The organism is Pseudomonas brenneri, assembly GCF_007858285.1.
GTDB lineage: Bacteria > Pseudomonadota > Gammaproteobacteria > Pseudomonadales > Pseudomonadaceae > Aquipseudomonas > Aquipseudomonas brenneri.
On sequence record NZ_VFIL01000012.1, the window covers coordinates 40,266 to 63,501 of the forward strand.

At 60.3% G+C, this 23,236-nt stretch carries 25 protein-coding genes; 13 read left to right on the top strand and 12 right to left on the bottom strand.

Translation table 11 applies throughout. The annotated features are described in order from the left end of the window. Window positions 1-111: 111 nt before the first annotated feature. The 4 genes from FJD34_RS23095 to FJD34_RS23110 form a co-directional block, all read right to left on the bottom strand. Window positions 112-1,023 carry an SDR family oxidoreductase gene (locus tag FJD34_RS23095; RefSeq protein WP_065944289.1) on the bottom strand — a complete coding sequence of 304 codons (912 nt, stop codon included), beginning with the start codon at window positions 1,021-1,023 and terminating at the stop codon, window positions 112-114. A 181-nt stretch (window positions 1,024-1,204) separates the two neighbouring features. After that, window positions 1,205-2,149 (bottom strand): alpha/beta fold hydrolase, encoded by a 945-nt coding sequence (locus tag FJD34_RS23100; RefSeq protein ID WP_090293021.1) that lies wholly within the window; start codon window positions 2,147-2,149, stop codon window positions 1,205-1,207. Beyond that, entirely contained in the window at window positions 2,149-2,931 is a 783-nt protein-coding gene (locus tag FJD34_RS23105) for a class II aldolase/adducin family protein (protein WP_090293019.1), read from the bottom strand. Before FJD34_RS23105 ends, FJD34_RS23100 begins: the two co-directional genes overlap by 1 nt. A 244-nt stretch (window positions 2,932-3,175) precedes the next feature. Continuing rightward, window positions 3,176-3,631 carry a flavodoxin gene (locus tag FJD34_RS23110; RefSeq protein WP_032857698.1) on the bottom strand — a complete coding sequence of 152 codons (456 nt, stop codon included), beginning with the start codon at window positions 3,629-3,631 and terminating at the stop codon, window positions 3,176-3,178. 128 nt (window positions 3,632-3,759) lie between these two features. Here FJD34_RS23110 and FJD34_RS23115 point away from each other — a divergent pair, with 128 nt between their 5' ends. Both FJD34_RS23115 and FJD34_RS23120 read left to right on the top strand, forming a co-directional pair. Then, window positions 3,760-4,227 (top strand): PAS domain-containing protein, encoded by a 468-nt coding sequence (locus tag FJD34_RS23115; protein ID WP_032857699.1) that lies wholly within the window; start codon window positions 3,760-3,762, stop codon window positions 4,225-4,227. Window positions 4,228-4,285: 58 nt separating this feature from the next. Then, window positions 4,286-4,891 carry a hypothetical protein gene (locus tag FJD34_RS23120; RefSeq protein ID WP_032857702.1) on the top strand — a complete coding sequence of 202 codons (606 nt, stop codon included), beginning with the start codon at window positions 4,286-4,288 and terminating at the stop codon, window positions 4,889-4,891. Window positions 4,892-4,893: 2 nt separating this feature from the next. Here FJD34_RS23120 and FJD34_RS23125 read toward each other — a convergent pair whose 3' ends face one another. After that, window positions 4,894-5,853 carry a MerR family transcriptional regulator gene (locus FJD34_RS23125; protein WP_090293018.1) on the bottom strand — a complete coding sequence of 320 codons (960 nt, stop codon included), beginning with the start codon at window positions 5,851-5,853 and terminating at the stop codon, window positions 4,894-4,896. 214 nt (window positions 5,854-6,067) lie between these two features. Between FJD34_RS23125 and FJD34_RS23130 the strand changes: the two genes are divergently transcribed. The 5 genes from FJD34_RS23130 to FJD34_RS23150 all read left to right on the top strand — a co-directional run bounded on the left by FJD34_RS23130 (window position 6,068) and on the right by FJD34_RS23150 (window position 8,478). Next, window positions 6,068-6,628, top strand: a complete 561-nt coding sequence (locus FJD34_RS23130) for an antibiotic biosynthesis monooxygenase (RefSeq protein WP_065944292.1) — start codon at window positions 6,068-6,070, stop codon at window positions 6,626-6,628. A gap of 61 nt (window positions 6,629-6,689) precedes the next feature. Continuing rightward, complete coding sequence (folM, locus tag FJD34_RS23135) at window positions 6,690-7,400, top strand: dihydromonapterin reductase (protein WP_090293016.1); 711 nt, start codon at window positions 6,690-6,692, stop codon at window positions 7,398-7,400. 55 nt (window positions 7,401-7,455) lie between these two features. Then, complete coding sequence (gene folX, locus FJD34_RS23140; RefSeq protein WP_032857710.1) at window positions 7,456-7,827, top strand: dihydroneopterin triphosphate 2'-epimerase; 372 nt, start codon at window positions 7,456-7,458, stop codon at window positions 7,825-7,827. A gap of 23 nt (window positions 7,828-7,850) precedes the next feature. After that, window positions 7,851-8,147, top strand: a complete 297-nt coding sequence (locus FJD34_RS23145) for a DUF1244 domain-containing protein (RefSeq protein ID WP_032857713.1) — start codon at window positions 7,851-7,853, stop codon at window positions 8,145-8,147. Next, window positions 8,140-8,478: a HopJ type III effector protein gene (locus FJD34_RS23150; protein WP_032857715.1), complete on the top strand. Its 339-nt coding sequence runs from the start codon at window positions 8,140-8,142 to the stop codon at window positions 8,476-8,478. The genes FJD34_RS23145 and FJD34_RS23150 overlap by 8 nt, the downstream gene beginning before the upstream one ends. Window positions 8,479-8,663: 185 nt before the next feature. On the opposite strand, the gene trxB is transcribed toward FJD34_RS23150, so the two are convergent. Then, on the bottom strand, window positions 8,664-9,626 hold the full coding sequence (trxB, locus tag FJD34_RS23155) for a thioredoxin-disulfide reductase (RefSeq protein WP_032857717.1): 963 nt from the start codon (window positions 9,624-9,626) through the stop codon (window positions 8,664-8,666). Window positions 9,627-9,920: 294 nt separating this feature from the next. Between trxB and cysZ the strand changes: the two genes are divergently transcribed. From cysZ to FJD34_RS23175, 3 genes are all read left to right on the top strand, one after another. After that, window positions 9,921-10,676, top strand: a complete 756-nt coding sequence (cysZ, locus tag FJD34_RS23165) for a sulfate transporter CysZ (RefSeq protein WP_032857719.1) — start codon at window positions 9,921-9,923, stop codon at window positions 10,674-10,676. A gap of 83 nt (window positions 10,677-10,759) precedes the next feature. Continuing rightward, window positions 10,760-11,752 (top strand): cytochrome-c peroxidase, encoded by a 993-nt coding sequence (locus FJD34_RS23170; protein WP_032857720.1) that lies wholly within the window; start codon window positions 10,760-10,762, stop codon window positions 11,750-11,752. A gap of 79 nt (window positions 11,753-11,831) precedes the next feature. Next, complete coding sequence (locus tag FJD34_RS23175) at window positions 11,832-13,010, top strand: glycosyltransferase family 4 protein (RefSeq protein ID WP_032857832.1); 1,179 nt, start codon at window positions 11,832-11,834, stop codon at window positions 13,008-13,010. 464 nt (window positions 13,011-13,474) lie between these two features. On the opposite strand, the gene FJD34_RS23180 is transcribed toward FJD34_RS23175, so the two are convergent. From FJD34_RS23180 to FJD34_RS23190, 3 genes are all read right to left on the bottom strand, one after another. Beyond that, on the bottom strand, window positions 13,475-14,578 hold the full coding sequence (locus FJD34_RS23180; protein WP_090293013.1) for an NADH:flavin oxidoreductase: 1,104 nt from the start codon (window positions 14,576-14,578) through the stop codon (window positions 13,475-13,477). A 224-nt stretch (window positions 14,579-14,802) separates the two neighbouring features. After that, on the bottom strand, window positions 14,803-15,285 hold the full coding sequence (locus tag FJD34_RS23185; RefSeq protein WP_032857725.1) for a glutathione peroxidase: 483 nt from the start codon (window positions 15,283-15,285) through the stop codon (window positions 14,803-14,805). Between the two features lie 135 nt (window positions 15,286-15,420). Further along, complete coding sequence (locus FJD34_RS23190; protein WP_003188398.1) at window positions 15,421-15,906, bottom strand: FKBP-type peptidyl-prolyl cis-trans isomerase; 486 nt, start codon at window positions 15,904-15,906, stop codon at window positions 15,421-15,423. Here FJD34_RS23190 and FJD34_RS23195 point away from each other — a divergent pair. Genes FJD34_RS23195 through FJD34_RS23205 form a run of 3 tightly spaced genes read left to right on the top strand, consistent with a single transcriptional unit; the run spans window position 15,875 to window position 19,273 of the window. Continuing rightward, a complete protein-coding gene (locus FJD34_RS23195; RefSeq protein WP_082445526.1) occupies window positions 15,875-16,213 on the top strand; it encodes a DUF3565 domain-containing protein in 339 nt (112 codons plus the stop codon). The two genes, FJD34_RS23190 and FJD34_RS23195, sit on opposite strands and share 32 nt — an antisense overlap. Window positions 16,214-16,273: 60 nt before the next feature. Beyond that, entirely contained in the window at window positions 16,274-18,373 is a 2,100-nt protein-coding gene (gene pta / locus FJD34_RS23200; RefSeq protein ID WP_090293011.1) for a phosphate acetyltransferase, read from the top strand. Further along, a complete protein-coding gene (locus FJD34_RS23205) occupies window positions 18,374-19,273 on the top strand; it encodes an acyltransferase (protein WP_032857732.1) in 900 nt (299 codons plus the stop codon). An 88-nt stretch (window positions 19,274-19,361) separates the two neighbouring features. Here FJD34_RS23205 and cysN read toward each other — a convergent pair whose 3' ends face one another. From cysN to FJD34_RS23225, 3 genes are all read right to left on the bottom strand, one after another. Further along, window positions 19,362-21,260 carry a sulfate adenylyltransferase subunit CysN gene (gene cysN / locus FJD34_RS23210; RefSeq protein WP_032857734.1) on the bottom strand — a complete coding sequence of 633 codons (1,899 nt, stop codon included), beginning with the start codon at window positions 21,258-21,260 and terminating at the stop codon, window positions 19,362-19,364. 9 nt (window positions 21,261-21,269) lie between these two features. After that, window positions 21,270-22,187, bottom strand: coding sequence for a sulfate adenylyltransferase subunit CysD (gene cysD, locus FJD34_RS23215; protein WP_032857736.1), 918 nt, complete (start codon window positions 22,185-22,187; stop codon window positions 21,270-21,272). A gap of 260 nt (window positions 22,188-22,447) precedes the next feature. Next, a complete protein-coding gene (locus FJD34_RS23225; RefSeq protein ID WP_032857738.1) occupies window positions 22,448-23,206 on the bottom strand; it encodes a Nif3-like dinuclear metal center hexameric protein in 759 nt (252 codons plus the stop codon). Between the last annotated feature and the right edge of the window lie 30 nt (window positions 23,207-23,236).

The following is a 23,236-nucleotide window of genomic DNA, read 5'->3' on the forward strand; positions in this document are numbered from 1 at the left end:
TTGATCCAACGTCTTACTTCGGCCGCTGCTGATGCAGCGGCCTTTTTTATGCCTGAAATAAAACGGGGCGCCATCAGCGCCCCGCAGGATTGAATGTTTTTCAGGTAACGATCACAGGCTGTATTTCTGCAGGTTGTCCATCATCTCCTTCAAGGCTTCGATGTTGTCCTTGGGATGGGCCGCGCCTTCAAAGTCGCAGATCTGCTGCCAGTGCGCCGCCACGTCATCGGGCGAGAAGCCAGCCTCGGGGTCAAAGCCTACGCCCAGGCTGCGCTCCCAACGGGTCTTGCCGATCCAGCCGCCGCCCACTTCAAACAACCCGGAAGTTTCCTGGCACGCCTCGCTGCCCAGGAACACCACCAGCGGGCTGACCAGCTCGGGCTTGAGGCGTTCGAACACTTGTGGCGGGATCAGGCCTTCGGTCATGCGCGTACCGCCAGTGGGCGCGATGGCATTGACCAGGATGTTGTTCTTGCGCCCTTCCAGCGCCAGGGTCCGGGTCAGGCCATACAGGCCAAGCTTGGCCATGCCGTAGTTGGACTGGCCGAAGTTGCCGTAGATGCCGGAAGTGGACGCCGTGAAGATCACCCGGCCGTAGCCTTGCTCGCGCATGTGCGGCCAGGCGGCGCGGGTCACTTTGTAGGCGCCTTCGACGTGCACCCGGTAAACCAGGTCCCAGTCGCCGTCTTCCATTTTATGGAAGGTCTTGTCGCGCAGGATCCCGGCGTTGTTCACCACCACGTCGATGCGGCCAAACACATCGAGGGCGTGTTGCACGATCTTTTCGCCGTCGGTCACCGAATCATGGTTGGCCTCGGCAATCCCGCCGGCCTCGCGAATCTCGGCCACCACACGGTCGGCGGCCGACGCATTGGCGCCTTCGCCCTGAGTCGAGCCACCAAGGTCGTTGACCAATACTTTGGCCCCGTGCCTGGCGAACAGCAGCGCATGGGCACGACCCAAACCGCCACCGGCACCGGTGACGATCACGACTTTATCTTGGAACTGCACAGACTCACTCATAGGGAACTCCAGCAAAGACAGTGGACGATGGGCTGAGTGTCGGGCACGGGGCTTCTGGTCACAATAAATACGGGCGGGGGTGAATGGTGCGCAATAAGGTACGGGGATGATCGGCTCGTGTAGGAGCTGGCTTATGTGGGAGCTGGCTTGCCTGCGATTGCATCACCTCGGCGCAACTGATTTACCGAGGAGCCCGAATCGCAGGCAAGCCAGCTCCCACACAAGCCAGTTCCCATAGGCGATCTTGGTTGTTTTCAATGCCCTCGCGAAATGCCAGGTAATGCTTGAGCACCTGCACCGGCGCTTCGACCTGCGGGTAATGGCCGATATTGGGCAGCAATACCGTGTCGGCATCCGCTATCAGCTCGCGATAACGCGCGACCATGTGCGCACCGGAAATCGGGTCTACCTCGCCATCGATCACCCGTAACGGCACCTCGCCGCGTTGCATGGCCGCCACCCAGCGCTCGCGTTGTTGACGGCGCTGGGGGATGTAGGCGATGAGTTTGTGCAAGATCCGCGGGCCACCGTTGTTTTCGATCAGGCTCCAGAAATCATCCAGGGCACTTTCACTGGGGCGGGTCGCCGGGCCAAAGATCTGTTTGAAGCTGTCGGCCAGGGCGTTGCGCCCAAAGGTGCGGCCGATCATCCACCCCAAGGGGCTGAGCAACAGTTTTTGCACCAGCGCCGCACGATGGGTCTCGGGGAACAACCCGCCATTGAGAAATACACAACTGGCCAGTTGGAACCTGCCCTCGTAGTGCCGGGCGAGCAGTTCCTGGGCCACACTGTCGCCGTAGTCATGGGCCATGACATGCACCGGCTGCCGCACCCGCAAATGGGCCAGCAGGGCCTGTTGCAGGTCAGCCTGTTCCAGCAGGCAATAGGTGTGATCCAGGGGCTTGGCCGAGTCGCCGAAGCCGAGCATGTCGCAGGCGATCACCTGGTTGCGCTGGGCCAGGGGTTGCCAGAGGTAATGCCAATCCCAACTGGCACTGGGGAAACCGTGGATCAGCAGCAATGGCTCACCCTGCCCGGCCACCCAATAACGGATGGTCTGCCCGCGAAAGACAAAACTCTGCCCGCACTTGCGCCAGGCACTCAGGGGAATCTCTGTCAGCGGCATCAGAGTCGGTATCCAGGGTCTTGTTGGTCGAGCTTACGCAACAGCGCCGGCCAGGCCAGCGCGCCGCCCATGCCTTGGGCGCTCTTGGTCACGCCGGCAATCATCGCCTTGGCACCCGCGAGAATCTGCGGCTCGATGGCGATCAATTCGGCTCCGCCGTTTTGCGCCAGCACCTGGATATCGCAGGCACGCTGGAAGGTGAACATCATCAAGAACGTATCGGCGATGCTCGCGCCACAGGTCAACAGGCCATGGTTGTGCAGCATCAGGAAATTGTGCGGTCCCAGGTCGGCTTGCAGGCGGGCCTTTTCCTCGTGGTTCAACGCCACGCCTTCATAGGCGTGATAGGCCAGGCTGGACAGCACAAACAGCGACTGCTGGCTGATGGGCAATACACCTTGCTTCTGCGCCGACACGGCCACGCCGGCGGCGGTATGGGTGTGCAGCACGCAGACCACGTCATGGCGTACTTCGTGTACCGCACTGTGGATGGTGTAGCCCGCGGGGTTGATTTCGTAGGGGCTGGCCATCAACTTGTTGCCGGCCTGGTCGACCTTGACCAGGCTGGAGGCGGTGATTTCGTGGAACATCAGCCCGAACGGATTGATCAGGAAGTCTTCGGTGCCCGGCACCTTGGCCGAGATATGGGTAAAAATCAGATCATCCCAGCCATGCAGGGCCACCAGGCGATAGCAGGCTGCCAGGTCGACACGGGTCTGCCATTCGGCAGCGCTGACCTGGTCTTTTACACTCTGTGTCGATTGAACAGGGGCTAGGCTCACGGCAATGACCTCGACGCTGTGGTGTTCTTATTATTTTGGGGTGAAGGGCCAGTCTAGTCAGACCTTGGGCAAGCCGTAGTTGCGTTGGCAGCCAGCTTGATGACCGAGCGGGTCAACCGTGAGGATAGTTCGGATTCGTACAATGTGGCGTCAGAGAAGCGACGCCAATAAAGGTGCGGCAACCACTGGAGCAACACCCCGCCGAGCATGACCAAGGACGTGGCGTTGCTGCGAGAGTTCCCGATCAGCCGCGTAGGGCCGTGACCAGGTCTGCCAGCCAGGGCTCGGCGTCCGCTTCGGGGGTGACGCTTTCGCTGGCATCCAGGCGCAGCATCGGCAGTACTTCGCGTACGCCCAGCTCGCCAAACAGCTCACGCATTTGCTCCCCGCCACCGCAGAAGGTGTCGCCATAGCTGGCGTCGCCCAGGCCAATCACCGCCCCCGGCAATCCGCGCCAGGCGCCAGGCAATTGATCGCGGATGGTCGAATACAACGGCATCAGATTGTCCGGCAACTCACCCATGCCGGTGGTGGAGGTGACGGCCAGGAAGGCATCCGGGGCGAAGGCCTGCACATCGGCCAGGGTCGCCCGCGGGTTATGCCAGGCCTCGAAACCGGCGGCGTTGAGTATCTCCATGGCGTGGCGGGCGACTTCTTCTGCGGTGCCATAGACCGAGCCGGAAAGGATGGCGACTTTCATCAATCTGATCCTGTAGTTGAGTGAAAACCTGGGATATTAACAGCTTCACACTATTGAACAGCAGCCAGTGGAAAGCTTGGCGGGTTGTCTTACACTGCCAGGCCCACAAACAAGCAATGGATCGCTCGATGATTAACGCCAAGCTGATGCAAATGGTGGTCAACGCCTCCAACGACGGGATCGTCGTGGCAGAAAGGGAAGGCAAGGACAAGCCACTGATTTACGTGAACCCGGCCTTCGAACGCCTGACTGGCTACGCCCTGGACGACATCCTTTATCAGGATTGCCGCTTCCTGCAATCGGGCGACCGTGATCAGCCAGCCCTGATGGCTATTCGCGAAGCCCTGGACAGTGGCGGCGCGTGCCGGGAAATCCTGCGCAACTACCGCAAGGACGGCACGCACTTCTGGAATGAACTGTCACTTTCGACGGTTTACAACAATGCCGACAAGCAAACCTACTTCGTCGGCGTACAAAAAGATGTGACGACTCAGGTCAAGGCCCAGCAGCGTGTAACCCAGTTGGAAGCCCAGGTGGCCGAGCTTACGGCCCAGTTGGCAGCGCTCCGGGCGACGAGCGGATCTAACAAACTTTAGAAAATGCGGTCTTTAGAGTGATAATCGCTTTTACCACGCCTTTCCTTGAGCCAGATCAATGCAACGCGACGCGCTTTTGACGCAGGACGAGCTGGAGTTCATCCAGAGCATGCACCACAACCCGCAACTGAATGTGCGGGATGTATCGTCGAGCCTGACGGTCAACGGCGGCGCGCAGATCCGTGACCTGCTCACGCGGCTTGCAGCCCATGAGCAGGTGACGATCCAGGCACAATTCGATAACCAGCAAATGACCTTTCCACTGCAACTGGTGGAAGACGAGTTCCATGCCTTGCACTTGCGTCTTGGGGTCCCGAGCATTTTCGAGGACGGGCCGATGATCCGGCCCTGGCGCCTGGTGCTCGAAGAGCCGGTCGCCCTGGAAAACGTCAGGGGCCAGCCGGGTGCGTTGTGGGTGCATGAAGTGTCATTCAAGGGCCTGCTGGTGCAGTCCCGGGGCCGCAGCAAACCACCACGGACGTTCTCGATGTGGTTCAGCCCGTCGGGCTACGAGCGGATTGCGGTGCGTGGCACACTGGAGCGCGAGACCGCTCGCGGCCTGTTTGCCTACCGCTTGAACCAGACCGATGTGGATGAAACCGAACGCCTGCGCCAGTTCATCCTGCAACAGCATCGCCTGGCCCACCCCGAAGTGCATGCCTGATTTCAGGTATCCAGGGTTCCACCAAGAAACTGTTGCAAGCGCCGCTGCATCAACCGTCCTTCATTGCCCAGGCAACCGATTGCGCTGCCGGCCAGTTGCTGCTCGGCCATGTCCGCGGCATCACCGGCCAGCAGCAGCGGGCATTCCAGGGTCAGGGCCAACCGTTCCAGGCGCTTGGGCAGTTCCTGGGTCGGTGAGCGGTTAGAGAACAGCACCAGCGCCTGCGGGCGCGTCTTCTCGCAGATCAGCGTCAACTCATCAAGGGGCTGGCCCACGCTCAGCACATGAACAGCCAGTTCATCACCACTGAACATGAGCCCTGCGACCAGCAATTCCAGCTCCCGGCATTCACCGGCAATGGCCGCCAGCAATACCTGCGGTGTGCGACCTGCGCGGGTCACTTGCAGGCGCTGGGAAACCCGCGCGCGCAGGAAGCTGTCGAAAAACAGCCATTCGCTGGCTTGGCCGAAACGCCCCTGATGCCGCAACAACTGGTGCCAAAGGGGCATCAGGATGTCCTGGAACACCACCGCAACGGGGTACGCCGCAAAAATCTGGCCGTAGAGGCGTTCCAGTTGCAAGTCATCAAAAACGCCAATGGCGAGTTGCAACTGCTGCTGCCACTGCGTCCATTCGTGTTCACCGCTGCCGCCCTGCAACTGGCGCTGGGAAGAAGCCTGAGCATCGTCGCGCGCGAGAATCTTGCCAACTTTGCTGACCGCCACACCACGCTCGATCCAATCCATAACTCGATGAACGGTCTCGATGTCCTTCTGCGTGTACAGGCGGTGCCCACTTTCGGTGCGCACCGGCTGGATCAAACCATAACGCCGCTCCCACGCTCGCAGGGTGACCGGGTTGATACCTGTCAATTTTGCGACTTCACGAATCGGGAACAACTCATCGGTAACGGACGGGTCGCCTTGTTCAAGACCGTGGGAGAGTGCTGTGATTACAGACATCAATGAACCAAAAGTTTATGCATAGTTGGATCCCATTTAACGCTTATCTACCTGTCTTTTTCAAGGGATCCGGCCAGCCGTCCAATGTTGCTGGCGTATTTCGTCAAATCAGGAATAATCCTTGCCTGTTTTTTTGCGTAGCCGCCCTACCCCGCGGTTTCGCCAGGGACGCCACCTACCCGGTGCAGCGCTCCCACATATTCGGAGATACACAATGTCTACCCTACCCGTCACCTTGATGGTCGCGCGCCGCGCTGCCCAAGGTCGTTATCAGGACATGATGAGCTGGCTGCGTGAAGGCGAGCAACTGGCTACCGACTTTCCCGGCTACCTGGGCTCAGGCGTGCTTGCACCGCCGGCCGATGGCGGCGAATTCCAGATCATCTTCCGCTTCGCCGACGAAAAAACCCTGCACGCCTGGGAGTTCTCAGCCTCGCGCAGCGCCTGGCTCGGACGTGGCAGCGAGTTGTTCGCAGACCCCATGGAGCATCGCGTCAGCGGCATGGAAGGCTGGTTTGGTGCCGTGGGCCAGCGCCCGCCGCGCTGGAAACAGGCCGTCGCCATCTGGCTGGCGTTTTTCCCGGTATCGCTGCTGTTCAACTTTGGCCTTGAGCCTTTGCTGGCCGAGCTGGGCATGTTCAGTCGCGTGCTGGTCAGCACCCTGGCCCTGACGCCATTGATGGTCTATCTGTTCATCCCCTTGTCGACCCATCTGCTGGCAGGCTGGCTCAATCCTGCACCGTCACGGGTCAAACCTGCCGAAGCAACCGTTTGAGCCCATCCGCAACAGGCCGGTCGCTGGTATAGTTTTAGCTTGCCCGCGACCCGAGCTTCCCATGACCGTCACCCCCGCCCCGATCCTGATTACCGGCGCCGGCCAACGTGTCGGCCTGCACTGCGCCCTGCGCCTGCTGGACGACAACCAACCGGTGATCTTCAGCTATCGCAATGAACGCCCTGGCGTACAGGCCTTGCGCGAGCGTGGCGCGATTGGCGTATTTGCCGATTTCTCGTGCGAGGCCGGTATCCTGGCGTTCATCAGCGAACTCAAGACCCATACCGACAGCCTGCGGGCGATCGTCCACAATGCCTCGACCTGGGCTGCAGAAACACCCGGTGACGAAGCCCACGCCTTTATCGATATGTTCAGCGTACACATGCTTGCGCCGTACCTGATCAACCTGCATTGTGCAGACTTGTTGCGCCGCTCGACACTGGCCGACATTGTGCACATCAGCGACGATGTCACCCGCAAGGGCAGTCGCCAGCACATCGCCTACTGCGCCACCAAGGCCGGGCTCGACAGCCTGACCCTGTCCTTCGCCGCCCAATACGCGCCCCGGATCAAGGTCAATGGCATCTCGCCGGCCATGGTGATGTTCAACGACAGCGACGATGCGGCCTATCGTGCCAAGGTCCTGGCCAAGTCGGCACTGGGTATCGAACCCGGGCCCGAGGTGATTTACCAGAGTGTGCGTTACCTGCTGGACAACCCTTATGTAACCGGCACCACCCTGACCGTCAACGGCGGGCGGCATGTCAAGTAAACCCGAACGCCAGCCGCCTGGGGTTCCTGCAACTGATTGGACGGAGCAAGTAGCAATGCCACAACTTCAACCAGGTATGGCGCGCATCCGGGTCAAGGACCTGTGTCTGCGCACCTTTATCGGCATCAACGAGGATGAGATCCTCAACAAGCAGGACGTGTTGATCAACCTGACCATCCTGTATGCCGCACAAGACGCCGTGCGCGACAACGACATCGACCACGCCTTGAACTACCGCACCATCACCAAGGCCATCATCGCCCACGTCGAAGGCAATCGCTTTGCCCTGCTCGAACGCCTGACCCAGGAACTGCTGGACCTGGTGATGAGCAATGAGTCGGTGCTGTATGCCGAGGTTGAAGTCGACAAGCCCCATGCGCTGCGCTTTGCCGAGTCGGTATCGATTACGCTCGCGGCCAGCCGTTAACCCCCTGAATCTGCGTGAACCCTATGACCGATCAACAACGCCTGGAACTCGAAGCTGCTGCCTTCCGCCGACTGGTGGCGCACCTGGACAGCCGCAAGGATGTGCAGAACATCGACCTGATGAACCTTGCCGGGTTCTGCCGCAACTGCCTGTCCAAGTGGTACAAGGCCGAGGCCGATGAGCGCCAGATCGAGGTCAGCCTTGATGACGCCCGCGAAGTGGTCTACGGCATGCCGTACGCCGAGTGGAAAGCCCAATACCAGCAAGAAGCCAGCGCCGAACAACAAGCGGCGTTTGCCAAAGGAAAAACCCATGACTGACCTGAACACCCTGCGCGACAGCCTCGACAGCGGCGAACACCTCTTTGCCGATACCCTGGCCTTTATTGCCGCCGGCTACGACTACCAGCCACAGGCCTTCACCAATGGCAGCGTAGAAAACGCCGCAGGGCAGAACGAAGGTTCGTGCAAGACCCTGGGCCTGGCGCTGCTGGAGGGCTTGAGCGACCAGCAAGCGCTGCTGGCGTTCGGTGAGCATTACCGTTCGGTACTGGCCACGCCTGAGGGCAATGACCATGGCAATATCCGCGCATTGATCGAGCATGGCCTGGCGGGTGTGAAGTTTGTCCAGCCGCCTTTGACCCGCCGCTGATCCCGCTTGCAAACCCGGTCAATGTGGGAGCCGGGCTTGCCCGCGATGGCGGTGGTGGCTGTCACACCGCCGTCGCAGGCAAGCCAGCTCCCACATTGATTGGATTGCCAGATTGAGATTGCGGTGTTCGTCCAGTTACACACAAAAAAACCGGCCTTTTGGCCGGTTTTTTTATTTCAACGGTTTTAGCAAGAAACGTCTTTCAACCCGTCGAGGTAACGCTCGGCATCCAGGGCCGCCATGCAACCGGCGCCGGCCGAGGTGATGGCCTGGCGGTAAACGTGGTCAGCCACATCGCCAGCAGCAAAGATGCCTTCCAGGTTGGTCGCGGTGGCATTGCCTTCACGGCCGCCCTTCACCACCAGGTAACCGTCCTTGGCTTCCAGCACACCTTCGAACAGCGAAGTGTTCGGGGTGTGGCCGATGGCGATGAACACGCCGTCGACTTTCAGCTCGTCGAAGCTGCCATCGTTGTTTTTCAGGCGGGCACCGGTCACGCCCATGTTGTCGCCCAGGACTTCATCCAGGGTAGCGTTGAGCTTGAGGATGATCTTGCCTTCGGCAACTCGCGCGTGCAGCTTGTCGATCAGGATCTTCTCGGCGCGGAAGGTCTCGCGGCGGTGAACCAGGGTCACGGTGCTGGCGATGTTGGCCAGGTACAGCGCCTCTTCCACCGCCGTGTTGCCGCCACCGACCACAGCCACTGGCTTGTTGCGGTAGAAGAAACCGTCGCAGGTCGCACAGGCCGAAACACCCTTGCCCATGAACGCTTCTTCCGAAGGCAGGCCCAGGTAACGGGCGCTGGCGCCGGTGGCAATGATCAGCGCGTCACAGGTGTAGACGCCGCTGTCGCCGGTCAGGCTGTAGGGCTTTTTCGAGAAATCCACGGCATTGATATGGTCGAAGACGATTTCGGTCTCGAAACGCTCGGCGTGCTCTTTCATGCGTTCCATCAGCACCGGGCCGGTCAGGCCGTGGACATCGCCCGGCCAGTTGTCGACTTCAGTGGTGGTGGTCAACTGACCACCCGCCTGCATGCCGGTGATCAGCAACGGCTTGAGGTTGGCCCGGGCCGCGTAGACCGCAGCGCTGTAACCGGCAGGGCCGGAACCGAGAATAATCACTCGCGAATGACGGCTATCAGACATGACTCACTCCTATCGACCGCCCGGACTACAGAGCGGCTGGAATAAAAAAGGACCGCGAAGCACTTGGGGAAGGCTTGAACTCGCGAGGTCCTGAAAAATAATGGGTGCAGCGTATAGAGGGGGGCAAGATTAAGGAAATACGGAATAACAATCCAGCTCATAGGTGGTCTCTATTCTGTACCCCCTATTAATCGACATGTTTGTTACCGTTAATGTCGACTCGCTGACCGCGCTTTCACCACTTTCGCAAAGCCGGTAAGGTCGGCGCGTTTGCCCTTTTACCCGGAGTTACCCATGCCCGCCCCCGTTCTGTCAGGCCCACAATACCTGCGCGAAGGCCTGAAACTGGTCTTGAGCCCAGGCCTGCGTCTGTTTGTCCTGCTGCCCCTGGCGATCAACCTGATACTGTTCGTCGGATTGATCTATTTTGCTGGTCATCAGTTCAGTCTATGGGTCGACACCTTGATGCCGACGCTACCCAGTTGGCTGAGCTTCCTCAGTTACATCCTGTGGCCGCTGTTTGTGCTGCTGGTGGCCTTTATGGTGTTTTTCAGCTTCACCATGCTCGCCAATATCATCGCGGCACCCTTCAATGGTTTTCTCGCGGAGAAGGTCGAAGTGGTGGTGCGCGGTACCGATGACTTCCCGGCCTTCAGCTGGGCCGAACTGTTCGCCATGGTCCCGCGCACACTGGCGCGGGAAATGCGCAAGCTCGGTTACTTCCTGCCACGCGCCATCGGCCTGTTTATCCTGTCGTTCATTCCCGTGGTCAACCTGATCGCCGCCCCCCTGTGGCTGCTGTTCGGGGTATGGATGATGGCGATCCAATACATCGACTACCCAGCCGATAACCACAAACTGGGCTGGAACGAAATGCTCGCCTGGCTGCGCCAGAAGCGCTGGCAGAGCATGAGTTTCGGCGGGATCGTCTACCTGGTGCTGCTGGTGCCGGTGGTCAACCTGCTGATGATGCCGGCGGCGGTGGCGGGCGCCACATTGTTCTGGGTGCGCGAGCGCGGCGCCGAAACCCTGCTGGCGGAAAAACCCTGATCGGTTCGATTGACCTGGATCATGACGATTTACCCACATAGAGCACATGGTTATTAAAACGATAAGCCTGTGGGGAGCGAGCCATGTACAGACCGTTGATGCTGATGTTTGGGTTGATGTTGGGCGGTGAGGCCTGGGGGGCCGCAGCCGCCAGCGAGCCGATCCTGCCGGTGCAGCCGGCGAAAATCACTGACGCCGCCAAGGTCGAGTTGGGCAAGCAACTGTTCTTCGACCCGCGTCTGTCCAAGTCCGGTTTTATTTCCTGCAACTCATGCCACAACCTGAGCATGGGCGGCAGCGACAATCTGCCCACCTCCATCGGGCATAACTGGCACCAGGGGCCGATCAACTCACCGACGGTGCTCAACTCCAGCATGAGCGTCGCGCAGTTCTGGGATGGCCGCGCGGCCAACCTGCAAGAACAGGCCGGCGGCCCGATTGCCAACCCCGGCGAGATGGGCTTCACCCATGACCTGGCCGTGGACGTGCTGCGCTCGATCCCCCAATACCAGGCCGCGTTCAAGAACGTGTATGGCGATGGCGGCATCAAGTTCGACGATGTAACCAACGCTATCGCGGCCTTCGAAGAGACCCTGGTCACCCCCAACGCCCCGTTCGACCGCTGGCTGCTGGGCGATAAAACAGCCATCAGCGCCACGGCAGCGCAGGGCTACCAGTTGTTCAAGAGCATCGGCTGCGTGGCCTGTCATAACGGCGAGGCGGTCGGTGGCAGCACCTTCCAGAAAATGGGCATGGTCGAACCCTACGCCACCAAAAATCCGGCCCAGGGCGTGGCGGGCCTGACCGGCAAGGATCAGGACCGGATGATGTTCAAGGTGCCGACTTTGCGCAACGTCGCCCTGACCTACCCCTACTTCCACGACGGTGCCTACTGGAACCTGACCGAAGCGGTGGACGTCATGGCCCGCCTGCAGCTGGGGCGCAAGTTGAGCACCGATGAGGTCAGCCAGATTGTCGCGTTCCTCGACACCCTGACCGGCGACCAGCCGGACTTCAAACTGCCGATCCTGCCGCCGTCCTCGGCCAAGACCCCGCGTCCTACGCCGTTCAACTAAACCAGTAGCGGGTCCTGTCGTCATAAATCCGTCATTGCGATGACACAATGACGACATGGCCTGCGCCGACACTGGCTGCATGACGACAGCTTTCCTGAATATCACCCTGATTACCGAAACCTTCCCACCGGAAATCAACGGCGTGGCCAATACCCTTGGTCGCCTGTGTGACGGGTTGCGCGCACGTGGGCATCAGGTGGAACTGGTGCGCCCGCGCCAGGGTGGCGACCAGAGTCGCCCCAGCGACGACGGCCTGTTGCTGTGTCGCGGCTGGCCCTTGCCGGGGTATCCCGGCCTGCAATGGGGCCAGTCCTCAATGCACAAACTGCTGCGCCGCTGGAAGCGCCGGCGCCCCGATGTGCTGTATATCGCCACCGAAGGCCCACTGGGCTTGTCGGCCCTGCGTGCGGCACGGCGCCTGGGGATCAGCGTGGTCAGCGGCTTTCATACCAACTTCCAGCAGTACTCCAGCCAGTACGGCCTGGGCATGCTCAGCCGGGTACTGACCCATTACCTGCGCTGGTTCCACAACCGTTCCACCCTGACCCTGGTGCCCAGCGTCAGCCAGCGCCTGGAGCTGGAGCGCCGCCACTTCGAGCGCCTGGACCTGTTGTCACGCGGCGTCGACAGCCAACTGTTCCACCCGGCCAGACGTGACAATGCCCTGCGTGGGCAATGGGGGCTGGGCAATGAAGATATTGCAATCGTGCATGTCGGGCGCCTGGCGCCGGAGAAAAACCTGGGGCTGCTCAAACGCTGCTTCGACGGGTTGCAGGCGACTTATCCACAACGTCGTTTGAAGCTGATCGTCGTCGGCGACGGGCCGCAACGCGAAGCGCTGGCCAAGGCCCTTCCCAATGCGATTTTCTGCGGGGCGCAACGCGGTGAGGAATTGGCCCGACACTATGCCTCCGGGGATCTGTTTCTGTTCCCCAGCCTCACCGAAACCTTTGGCAATGTGGTGCTGGAAGCGATGGCATCGGGGCTGGGCGTGGTGGCCTATGACCAGGCGGCCGCTACCCAGCACATCCGCCATGGCTACAGTGGTGCGGTGGCTATGCCAGGGGACGAAGATGGTTTTTGCGATGCGGCCAGTTGGTTGCTGGAAGAGCATGAGCTCCTTCGCAGGGTACGACTCAACGCTAGGCAACACGCCAGCCGTCAGGGCTGGCCGGCGATTATCGAACAGTTTGAAAGGCAGTTGCGGGGCGTCTGTGCAGCACACTTTACTGCACCATCCTTACCTTTTCCCCCATGAATGCTCGCCACTTGCCAGATCATTGAGCCCGTGCAATTTGTTACCTGATCTCAAGGAACGCTGAGTTTGTTTATTGCCACTGAACGTTGACCTAGGTAGCGCTGGCCAAACACCGTGTGTGCATACCGAGGTTAGCTTGAACAAACTCCATAGCCAAAAGGTTCATATCTATGCACATCAATACTCAATCCCCTGCATTGGCGAATTTAGATTCCTATACCAAGCCCCGCCCCTTTCCCGAAGACACCCCACAGGAAAAAAACATACAGCAGAATCAAGTCGCATATGATAAACCGAGTAATCCAGGAAGCACTAAACTCGGGGACCCGCAACGCGCTCCAGATCGACCTTTCGTCAATAATATGACCAAGCCGAACATCTCACCAGCAGGCTGACTCCAATAGCAGCCTGCCAGTGAGTCGCCCCATCGTCGGCTCACTGGCGGGCAACCGCGATGCAACCCGTCATCGCAGGGTCGTCAACGCCTCACGACTGAACGGCAAAATATCGCCTTCACGCCCTTCACGCACCTTCAACGCCCACTCCGGATCCACCAGCAGCGCCCGGCCCACAGCCACCAGATCGAACTCATCGTTGTTCAAGCGCTCCAAGAGTTTTTCCAGGCTCGCCGGCTGTGCGATTTTGTCGGTGTTGACCATGAACTGCAGGAACTCACCGTCCAGGCCGACACTGCCCACGGTGATTGTCGGTTTGCCCGTGAGCTTGCGGGTCCAGCCCGCCAGATTCAGCTCGGAGCCATCAAACTCAGGCTCCCAGAACCTGCGGGTGGAGCAATGGAAAATATCCACACCGGCGTCAGACAACGGCTTGAGAAACTCCCCCAACGCCTCAGGGGTTTGCACCAGACGCGCGGTGTAATCCTGCTGCTTCCATTGGGAGAAGCGGAAAATGATCGGAAACTCAGGAGCTGTTGCGGCCCGAACGGCCTGGATCAACTCAATGGCAAAGCGCGAACGATTGGCCTGGCTGCCACCGTATTCATCGGTGCGCTGGTTGCTGCCTTCCCAGAAGAACTGGTCCACCAGATAACCGTGGGCACCGTGGATTTCCACGCCGTCCATGCCAATGCGTTGGGCATCCTTGGCAGCCTGGGCGAAGGCCGCGATCACCTCCTTGATATCCTGGACGGTCATACCGTGGACCACCACGTTGCCATCCTTGAGTTTTTCCATCGGGCCATAGGCCGGCACGCTGGCATCCGGCTCGGTGCCGATGCGCCGCACGCTACCCACGTGCCACAGTTGCGGAACAATCTTGCCACCTTCGGCATGCACCGCATCGACGACTTTCTTCCAGCCGGCCAATGCCGCTTCACCGTAGAAATGCGGAACGTTCGGGTACCCGTTGGAAGCCTGATGGCCCACCACCGTACCTTCGGTAATGATCAGCCCTACACCCGCCGCCGCACGGCGACGGTAGTACTCGATCACTTTGGCGTTCGGCACGCCACCGGGAGAAAACGAACGGGTCATCGGCGCCATGACCACGCGGGTCGGCAATTGCAGTGCGCCGAGCTGGAAAGGTTTGAACAAGGCTTGGACAGGCATGGGAGCACTCCGCGGCAGATGGATTTTATGATGCGGATAATATGGCGCACGCGGAGGGCTGGATAGCACTATTGATTGCGGTGATTAAGGTGCAAAAGCCGGGAGCTACACAAACACTGTAGGAGCCAGCTTGCTGGCGATTGTCGTTAACGGTGATGTTGTCTACCTGACACCCCGAGGTGTTCTTCCAGGCGCCATCGCCGGCAAGCCGGCTCCTAAGTAGGTCAGACCAAGGCTTTTTCGATGGCTTGGACGATCGTGGGGTCATCAGGCGCTGTGCGCGGGGAGAACCGCGCCAAAACCCGCCCATCTTTGCCCAGCAGGAACTTCTCGAAATTCCAGGTGATATCCCCGGGAAACTCGGCGCCCTCACCCGCCAATAGACGGTACAACTGATGGCGATCAGGACCGTTCACATCCAACTTGCTGCCCAATGGAAAGGTCACGCCGTAGTTGAGGCTGCAAAATTCGCGGATTTCTTCCTCCGTTCCCGGCTCCTGCCCCGCAAACTGGTTGCACGGCAAGCCCAGTACGGTAAACCCCTGGTCCTTGTATTGCTGGTAGAGGTTTTCCAGCGCGGCGTATTGCGGGGTCAGCCCACATTTGGAGGCGACATTGACCACCAGCACGACTTGCCCCTTGTAGGGCGCCAGAGGCAGCTCCTGACCATCCAGGGCTTTGAGTTTCAGGTCGTGGAAAGCACTCATGACAAACTCCAGATTTCCCATATTCTTCGTAACGGCCATTCGAGATTACAACCGTCAAGTCGGCAAGAATAGCCGCCAATCAAAAAAGGCGCCCGAAGGCGCCTTTCTTTTCAACTGACTGGCATCGCCCGTCAATTAATGGTGGTGACCACCTTCGCCGTGCACGTGGCCGTGAGCCACTTCTTCCTGGGAAGCGTCGCGGATGGCAACGATCTTGACCTGGAAGTTCAGGCGCTGGCCTGCCAGCGGGTGGTTACCGTCAACGGTCACGTCGTCGCCGTCCAGGTCGCGAATGGTCACGATCTGCATCTGGCCATCCGGCGCGGAAGCGTGGAACTGCATGCCCACTTCCAGCTCATCGACGCCTTCGAACATGCTGCGGCTCAGGGTGCTGACCAGTTCGGCCGAGTACTCGCCGTAGGCATCTTCAGGTTCTACGGCAACGGTCAGCTCATCACCAACGTTCTTGCCTTCCAGGGCCTTTTCCAGGCCTGGGATGATGTTACCTGCGCCTTGCAGGTAGACCAGCGGCGCGCCGCCGGCGGAGCTGTCGATGACCTCACCAGCGTCGTTGGTCAGGGTATAGTCGATGGAGACAGCCTTGTTAGCGGCGATCGTCATGGGGCGAGACCTTTTGCATAAGAATGAAGAACGGACAAGTCTAAACAAGGATTTGCCCGAAAGCGAACAGAACCCGGACAGACGGGGTCGATCCAGTGACCCGACGGTCGCAGGATTTCAGCAGGACGCAGACGGACACTGGGTTGTCGCGTTGTCCTGCGGCCATACGCAGCACCTGCGCCACCAGCCGCCCTGGCAATCCCGGGCCTGGGTCCTTGACCCGGCGCAACGCCTGGCAAAAATAGGCCAGCCCTTTGCCTGTGGCTGGTGTGCGCAGGGCCCGGATAACGATACCCTTGGCACCTGATTCGCGGTCGACGCTCAACCATAGAGCGCCACCCAAGCCATGCACCTCCAGAGAATTCGCATGCAGACTTTTTTTATCGCGCCCACCGATTTTGGTGTGGGTCTGACCTCCATCAGCCTTGGGCTGGTGCGTACCCTTGAGCGGGCCGGGCTGAAAGTCGGCTTCTTCAAGCCGATTGCCCAGCCGCACCCTGGCGACACCGGGCCTGAACGCTCCACCGAGCTGGTGGCGCGCACCCACGGTCTGAAACCGCCACAACCCCTGGGCCTGGCCCATGTCGAGCGAATGCTCGGCGATGGCCAGCTCGATGAACTGCTCGAAGAAATCATCACCCTTTACCAGCAGGCCGCCGTGGGCAAGGACGTGCTGATTGTCGAGGGCATGGTGCCAACCCGCAGCGCCAGCTATGCGGCCCGGGTCAACCTGCACCTGGCCAAAAGCCTGGATGCCGAAGTCATCCTCGTCTCGGCGCCGGAAAACGAAGTACTGACCGAACTGTCCGGTCGCGTGGAATTACAGGCGCAACTGTTCGGCGGCCCGAAAGACCCGAAAGTGCTCGGCGTGATCCTCAACAAGGTGCAGACCGACGAAAGCATGGAAGCCTTCGCCGCCCGCCTCAAGGAGCATTCGCCGTTGCTGCGCAGTGGCGATTTCCGCCTGCTGGGCTGTATTCCGTTCCAACCGGAGCTCAATGCGCCGCGCACCCGTGACGTGGCCGACCTGATGGGCGCCCAAGTGCTCAATGCCGGTGACTATGAAACCCGGCGCATGACCAAGATCATCATTTGCGCGCGCACCATGCGCAACACCGTGGAACTGCTCAAGCCCGGTGTCTTGGTGGTGACGCCGGGAGACCGTGACGACATCATCCTCGCCGTCAGTCTGGCCGCAATCAATGGCGTGCCCCTGGCCGGTCTGTTGCTGACCAGCGACACCCTGCCCGACCCGCGCATCATGGATCTGTGCCGTGGCGCGTTCCAGGCCGGGTTGCCGGTGTTGTCGGTGAGCACTGGCTCCTACGACACCGCCAACCAGCTCAACAGCCTGAACAAGGAAATTCCGATTGATGACCGCGAGCGCGCGGAGATCATCACCGACTTCGTCGCCAGCCATCTGGACGCGCGCTGGTTGCACCAGCGTTGCGGCACGCCACGGGAGATGCGCCTGTCACCGGCGGTGTTCCGCTACCAGTTGATCCAGCGTGCCCAGGCGGCCAACAAGCGCATTGTGTTGCCCGAAGGCAGCGAGCCGTTGACCGTGCAAGCCGCCGCCATTTGCCAGGCCCGGGGCATTGCCCGTTGCATGTTGCTGGCCAAGCCGGCCGACGTCGAAGCCGTGGCCCGTGCCCAAGGCATCGAGTTGCCCGAAGGCCTGGAGATTCTTGACCCGGACCTGATCCGCGAGCGTTATGTCGAACCGATGGTGGCGCTGCGCAAGAGCAAAAGCCTCAACGCACCGATGGCCGAACAGCAACTGGAAGACACCGTGGTCATCGCCACGATGATGTTGGCGCTCGATGAAGTGGACGGCCTGGTCTCCGGTGTCATCCACTCCACCGCCAATACCATCCGCCCGGCCTTGCAACTGATCAAGACCGCACCGGGCTGCACCCTGGTGTCGTCGGTGTTTTTCATGCTGTTCCCCGAGCAGGTGCTGGTGTACGGCGACTGCGTGATGAACCCGCACCCAAGCGCGGCGGAACTGGCGGAAATCGCCCTGCAAAGCGCCGACTCGGCCGCCGCCTTCGGCATCACCCCGCGGGTGGCGATGATCAGCTATTCCAGCGGTGACTCGGCCAGCGGCGAAGAGGTGGAAAAGGTCCGCGAAGCCACCCTGCTGGCCCACGAACAACAGAGTTCGCTGCTGATCGACGGCCCGTTGCAGTACGATGCCGCCGCCAACGAAAGCGTCGCCCGACAACTGGCGCCCAACAGCCAGGTGGCAGGCAAGGCCACGGTGTTTGTGTTCCCCGACCTCAACACCGGCAACACCACCTACAAGGCGGTGCAACGCAGTGCCGATTGCGTCAGCCTCGGCCCGATGCTGCAAGGCCTGCGCAAACCTGTGAACGATCTGCCCCGTGGGGCCCAGGTGGATGACATTGTCTACACCATCGCCCTGACCGCGATTCAAGCCGCCAACCGACCTATGGATATCTAAATGCTGGATTTTCTGCCTGCCGCCGTGCGCGGGGTGATCGCCTCGCTGCTGCTGGCGTTGAACACGATCCTGTTGTGCTCGTTCCTGTTTATCGTCGCGCTGTGCAAGCTGCTGCCGTTTGCCAAGCGCTTGAGCGAGTGGCTGATGAACCACACCCACGAGGCCTGGATCAGCAATAACAAGGCCTGGATGAACCTGGTGCGCCGTACACGCTGGCACCTCAAGGGCCTTGAGGGGCTGGATTACCAGCACTCGTACCTGGTGACCAGCAACCATCAGAGCTGGGTCGACATCATGGTGTTGCAGTACGTGCTCAATCGTCGCATCCGCCCGCTGAAGTTTTTCCTCAAGCAGGAACTGATCTGGGTGCCGGTGATTGGCCTGGCGTGGTGGGCTTTGGGCTTCCCGTTCATGAAGCGCTACACCAAGGCCTATCTGGAAAAACACCCGGAGAAGAAAGGCAAGGACCTGGAAACCACCCGCAAGACCTGTGCGAAGTTTCGTGACAACCCGGTCGGCATTTTCAACTTTGCCGAAGGCACGCGATTTACCGAGGGCAAGCATGCGCAGCAGCAGTCGCCGTTGCGCTACCTGCTCAAACCCAAGGCCGGCGGGATTGCCTTTGTACTGGATGCCATGGGCGAGCAGTTGAAGTCGCTGGTGAACGTGACCATTCACTACCCTGGCGGGCGTCCTGGTTATTGGGACCTGCTGTGCGGCAATGTGCGGGAGGTGGTGGTGCAGTTTGAAGAGGTGCAGATCCCGGCCGAGTTCATTGGCAAGAATTATGAGCAGGATGGGGAGTATCGGGCGGCGTTCCAGGGCTGGATCAATAACCTGTGGACTGAAAAGGATGCCCTTTTAGACCAGCTTCACACGGATTATCCTGCCTGTCGCTGAGCAAAAATGTGGGAGCGGGTTGTTTTCAAGATCCCACAAAAAGCCCGCCACCGAGTAATCGGTGGCGGGCTTTTTGTGACAGCAAGGTTTAGATCGCGCCGCGCTGGCGCAGCAGTTCCAACACCTGCTTGACGCTGTCGTCCACCGACAGGGCCTGGGTGTCGATCACCAGGTCGGCATTCAACGGCACGTCGTACGGGAACGACTCGCCGGGGATGTTATCCCCACCGGCTGCGTACAAACCTTGCGGGTCACGCTCGGCACACACCAGCGGCGATGCCTGCACATACACGGTGAGCAAGCGATCACTGCCGATCAACGCCTTGGCCTGTTCACGGCCTTCGGCATCCGGCGCAACAAACGCGGCCAGGGTCAGCAGGCCGGCTTCGTTGAACTGACGCGCCACGTGGGCGGCACGACGCCAGTTCTCGGTACGCCCGGCACGATCCTGTGGCAGGCCTTTGTTCAGGTCATGCCGCAGGTTCTGCCCATCCAGTACAAACACCGCACGACCCATGTCGAACAGCTTGCGCTCGACTGCGTAGGCCAGGGTGCTCTTGCCTGCGCCCGACAGGCCACTGAACAACACGGTGGCCGGCTGCTGGCCGAAACGTTGCGCACGCTCTTCGGTGGCCACGTGGGCCAACTTGCCATGTTGCGCCGCGCCGCCATGGCCGACCGGTGGCGCGATAATCATGCCCGCCGCGACGGTGCCGTTGGTCAAACGGTCGATGACGATAAAGGCGCCAGTGGTGCGGTTGCTGGCGTAACCGTCCAGGGCGATGGCCGCGTCGAGGCTGACCTTGACCCGGCCGATCTCGTTCAACTGCAAGGCACTGGCCGGACCTTCTTCCAGGGTGTTCACGTCCACGCGATGAACAATGCTGGTGATCGAGCCCGGCACGTAGCTGGTCGCACGCTTGATGTCGTATTTCTTGCCCGGCAGCATCGGTTCCTCGGCCATCCACACCAGCATGGCGTCGAAGGCGTCGGTCACTTGCGGCACGTTGTCGGCATGCACCAGCAGGTCGCCACGGGAGATGTCGATCTCGTCTTCCATGGTCAAGGTCACGGCCTGGCCGGGACCTGCGTGTTCCAGTTCACCTTCGAAGGTGACGATGGACTTGACGCGACTGCTCTTGCCCGACGGCAACACCACAACCTCGTCGCCCTTGTGCACCACGCCGCTGGCCAGGGTGCCGGCAAAGCCACGGAAGTTCAGGTTCGGACGGTTGACGTACTGCACCGGGAATCGCAGGTCGGTGTAGTTGCGGTCGTTGGCGATCTCGACGGTTTCGAGGATCTCCATCAGCGACTGGCCGGTGTACCAGGGCGAACGCTCGCTCTTGTTCACCACGTTGTCGCCCTTGAGCGCCGACATCGGCACGAAGGCCAGGGTGCTCGGCTTGAACGCGATGCCGTCGGCAAACTTCAGGTAATCGGCCTTGATCGACTCGAACACGCTTTGGTCAAAGCCATTGATGTCCATCTTGTTGACGGCCACCACAATGTGTTTGATGCCCAGCAACGAGGCGATAAAGCTATGGCGCCGGGTCTGGGTCTGCACGCCGTAGCGCGCGTCGATCAGGATGATCGCCAGGTCACAGGTGGACGCACCGGTGGCCATGTTGCGCGTGTACTGCTCATGGCCTGGAGTGTCGGCAATGATGAACTTGCGCTTGGCGGTGGAGAAATAGCGGTAGGCCACATCGATGGTGATGCCCTGCTCACGCTCGGCCTGCAGGCCGTCGACCAGCAACGCCAGGTCGATGTCGTCACCGGTGGTGCCGACTTTCTTCGAATCACGGGTGATGGCTTCCAGGTGATCTTCGTAGATCATCTTGGAGTCGTGCAACAGGCGCCCGATCAAGGTGCTCTTGCCGTCGTCGACGTTGCCACAGGTCAGGAAGCGCAGCATTTCCTTGCGTTCGTGCTGGCCCAGGTAGGCGAGGATGTCCTCGCTGATCAAATCAGATTGATGCGACATGACAGCCCCTTAGAAATAGCCTTGACGTTTTTTATCTTCCATGGAGCCTGCGCCATCGTGGTCGATGACCCGGCCCTGGCGCTCGGAAGTTCGCGTCAGGAGCATTTCCTGGATGATGTCCGTCAGCGTCTCGGCTTCGGACTCCACCGCGCCCGTCAACGGGTAGCAGCCAAGCGTACGGAAACGTACTTTCTTTTTGACGATGCGGGCTTTGTCTTCGTCGGACAGGTGTTCGAGGATGCGGTCATCGTCGATCATGATCAACGTGCCGTTCTTCTCGATCACATCACGCTCGGCGGCGAAGTACAGCGGCACGATCGGGATGCCTTCCAGATAGATGTACTGCCAGATGTCCAGTTCGGTCCAGTTGGACAACGGGAACACACGGATCGACTCGCCCTTGTTGACGTTGCCGTTGTAGACGTTCCACAGCTCCGGGCGCTGGTTTTTCGGGTCCCAGCGGTGCTTGCTGTCGCGGAACGAGTACACGCGCTCTTTGGCACGGGATTTCTCTTCATCGCGACGGGCGCCGCCGAAGGCTGCGTCAAAACCATGCTGGTCCAAGGCCTGTTTGAGGCCTTCGGTCTTCATGATGTCGGTGTGCTTGGCGCTGCCGTGGGTGAACGGGTTGATGCCCTGCGCCACACCGTCCGGGTTGACGTGAGTGATCAGGTCCAGGCCCAGTTCCTCGACCATGCGGTCGCGGAACTTGTACATTTCCTGGAATTTCCACTGGGTATCCACATGCATCACCGGGAACGGCAGCTTGCCCGGGAAGAATGCCTTGCGCGCCAGATGCAGCATCACGGCGGAGTCTTTGCCGATGGAGTAGAGCATTACCGGGTTGTCGAACTCAGCGGCAACCTCACGGATGATGTGGATGCTCTCCGCCTCCAGCTGTTTCAGATGCGTCAGTTTGTCGACCATGGCTACTCACGGGAAAACGATTCTTTTTGGACGGCCTGCGGGCCGTGTTCGAGCGAGGCATGCTAGCACAGCACCTTCTTCTATTCAGGGAGCTGGATAGATCGAAACGGTATATGAATATGCCGCCGAGTTTGGCGTGGAACGCGGACAAATGTGGGAGGGGGCTTGCTCCCGATTGCAGTGTGTCATTCAACAGATTGGTTGACTGAACCACCGTAATCGGGAGCAAGCCCCCTCCCACATTTGTTCGGTGGTATCTGTCAGATCGGGTTGGGGCAGTCGATGAACAGATGTTCCAGGGCAAAGCGTCGGGCCAGGTAATCCCCCAGGGCCTGCACGCCATAACGCTCGGTGGCGTGATGGCCGGCAGCGATGAAGCTGATGTCGTTTTCCCGCGCGCTGTGGAAAGTCTGCTCCGACGCTTCGCCGCTCAAGTATAAATCGACCCCGGCCGCCACAGCCTGGTCGATATAACCCTGGCCGCCGCCCGTGCACCAGCCGACGCGGCGGATCATGGCGCTGCCTTCGATCAGCAGCGGCTCGCGGCCCATGGTTTCCTGCACGCGGCGGGCGAAATCCCGCGCCGACAGCGGTTCCGCCAGGGAGCCTACGAGGCCGACGACCTTGAGGTTGTCCGGGTCCAGCGGGCCTTCGACGGTGATGTCCAACTGACGGGCCAACTGCACGTTGTTGCCCACGTCCGGGTGCAGGTCCAACGGCAGGTGATAGGCCAGCAGGCTGATGTCATGCTTGAGCAGGGTCTTGAGCCGGCGCTGTTTCATGCCGGTGATGCAGGGGTTTTCGCCCTTCCAGAAATAGCCATGGTGCACCAGCACCAGGTCCGCCTCGGCTTCCACCGCGGCATCCAGCAACGCCTGGCTGGCGGTCACGCCACTGACAATGCGCAACACTTGCGGCCGGCCCTCGACCTGCAGGCCGTTGGGGCAGTAGTCGGCAATTTTCGCGCTGTTCAAGTAGCGATCCGCTTCTTCAACCAGGGTGCTCAGGGCGACGGCCATAAAAGACTCCTAAATATCCCGTTCAGAGGC

Bases quoted from the DNA above. Each gene is read 5' to 3' on its own strand.
- FJD34_RS23130 (WP_065944292.1), top strand. From the start codon at position 6,068: ATGTCTACCCTACCCGTCACCTTGATGGTCGCGCGCCGCGCTGCCCAA.
- FJD34_RS23225 (WP_032857738.1), bottom strand. From the start codon at position 23,206: ATGGCCGTCGCCCTGAGCACCCTGGTTGAAGAAGCGGATCGCTACTTG.
- cysZ (WP_032857719.1), top strand. From the start codon at position 9,921: ATGCCCGCCCCCGTTCTGTCAGGCCCACAATACCTGCGCGAAGGCCTG.
- FJD34_RS23150 (WP_032857715.1), top strand. From the start codon at position 8,140: ATGACTGACCTGAACACCCTGCGCGACAGCCTCGACAGCGGCGAACAC.
- cysN (WP_032857734.1), bottom strand. From the start codon at position 21,260: ATGTCGCATCAATCTGATTTGATCAGCGAGGACATCCTCGCCTACCTG.
- FJD34_RS23205 (WP_032857732.1), top strand. From the start codon at position 18,374: ATGCTGGATTTTCTGCCTGCCGCCGTGCGCGGGGTGATCGCCTCGCTG.
- folX (WP_032857710.1), top strand. From the start codon at position 7,456: ATGCCACAACTTCAACCAGGTATGGCGCGCATCCGGGTCAAGGACCTG.
- FJD34_RS23190 (WP_003188398.1), bottom strand. From the start codon at position 15,906: ATGACGATCGCCGCTAACAAGGCTGTCTCCATCGACTATACCCTGACC.
- FJD34_RS23110 (WP_032857698.1), bottom strand. From the start codon at position 3,631: ATGAAAGTCGCCATCCTTTCCGGCTCGGTCTATGGCACCGCAGAAGAA.
- FJD34_RS23185 (WP_032857725.1), bottom strand. From the start codon at position 15,285: ATGAGTGCTTTCCACGACCTGAAACTCAAAGCCCTGGATGGTCAGGAG.
- FJD34_RS23170 (WP_032857720.1), top strand. From the start codon at position 10,760: ATGTACAGACCGTTGATGCTGATGTTTGGGTTGATGTTGGGCGGTGAG.
- FJD34_RS23195 (WP_082445526.1), top strand. From the start codon at position 15,875: ATGGAGACAGCCTTGTTAGCGGCGATCGTCATGGGGCGAGACCTTTTG.
- FJD34_RS23120 (WP_032857702.1), top strand. From the start codon at position 4,286: ATGCAACGCGACGCGCTTTTGACGCAGGACGAGCTGGAGTTCATCCAG.
- pta (WP_090293011.1), top strand. From the start codon at position 16,274: ATGCAGACTTTTTTTATCGCGCCCACCGATTTTGGTGTGGGTCTGACC.
- folM (WP_090293016.1), top strand. From the start codon at position 6,690: ATGACCGTCACCCCCGCCCCGATCCTGATTACCGGCGCCGGCCAACGT.
- FJD34_RS23095 (WP_065944289.1), bottom strand. From the start codon at position 1,023: ATGAGTGAGTCTGTGCAGTTCCAAGATAAAGTCGTGATCGTCACCGGT.
- FJD34_RS23175 (WP_032857832.1), top strand. From the start codon at position 11,832: ATGACGACAGCTTTCCTGAATATCACCCTGATTACCGAAACCTTCCCA.
- FJD34_RS23180 (WP_090293013.1), bottom strand. From the start codon at position 14,578: ATGCCTGTCCAAGCCTTGTTCAAACCTTTCCAGCTCGGCGCACTGCAA.
- FJD34_RS23115 (WP_032857699.1), top strand. From the start codon at position 3,760: ATGATTAACGCCAAGCTGATGCAAATGGTGGTCAACGCCTCCAACGAC.
- FJD34_RS23145 (WP_032857713.1), top strand. From the start codon at position 7,851: ATGACCGATCAACAACGCCTGGAACTCGAAGCTGCTGCCTTCCGCCGA.
- trxB (WP_032857717.1), bottom strand. From the start codon at position 9,626: ATGTCTGATAGCCGTCATTCGCGAGTGATTATTCTCGGTTCCGGCCCT.
- FJD34_RS23100 (WP_090293021.1), bottom strand. From the start codon at position 2,149: ATGCCGCTGACAGAGATTCCCCTGAGTGCCTGGCGCAAGTGCGGGCAG.
- FJD34_RS23125 (WP_090293018.1), bottom strand. From the start codon at position 5,853: ATGTCTGTAATCACAGCACTCTCCCACGGTCTTGAACAAGGCGACCCG.
- cysD (WP_032857736.1), bottom strand. From the start codon at position 22,187: ATGGTCGACAAACTGACGCATCTGAAACAGCTGGAGGCGGAGAGCATC.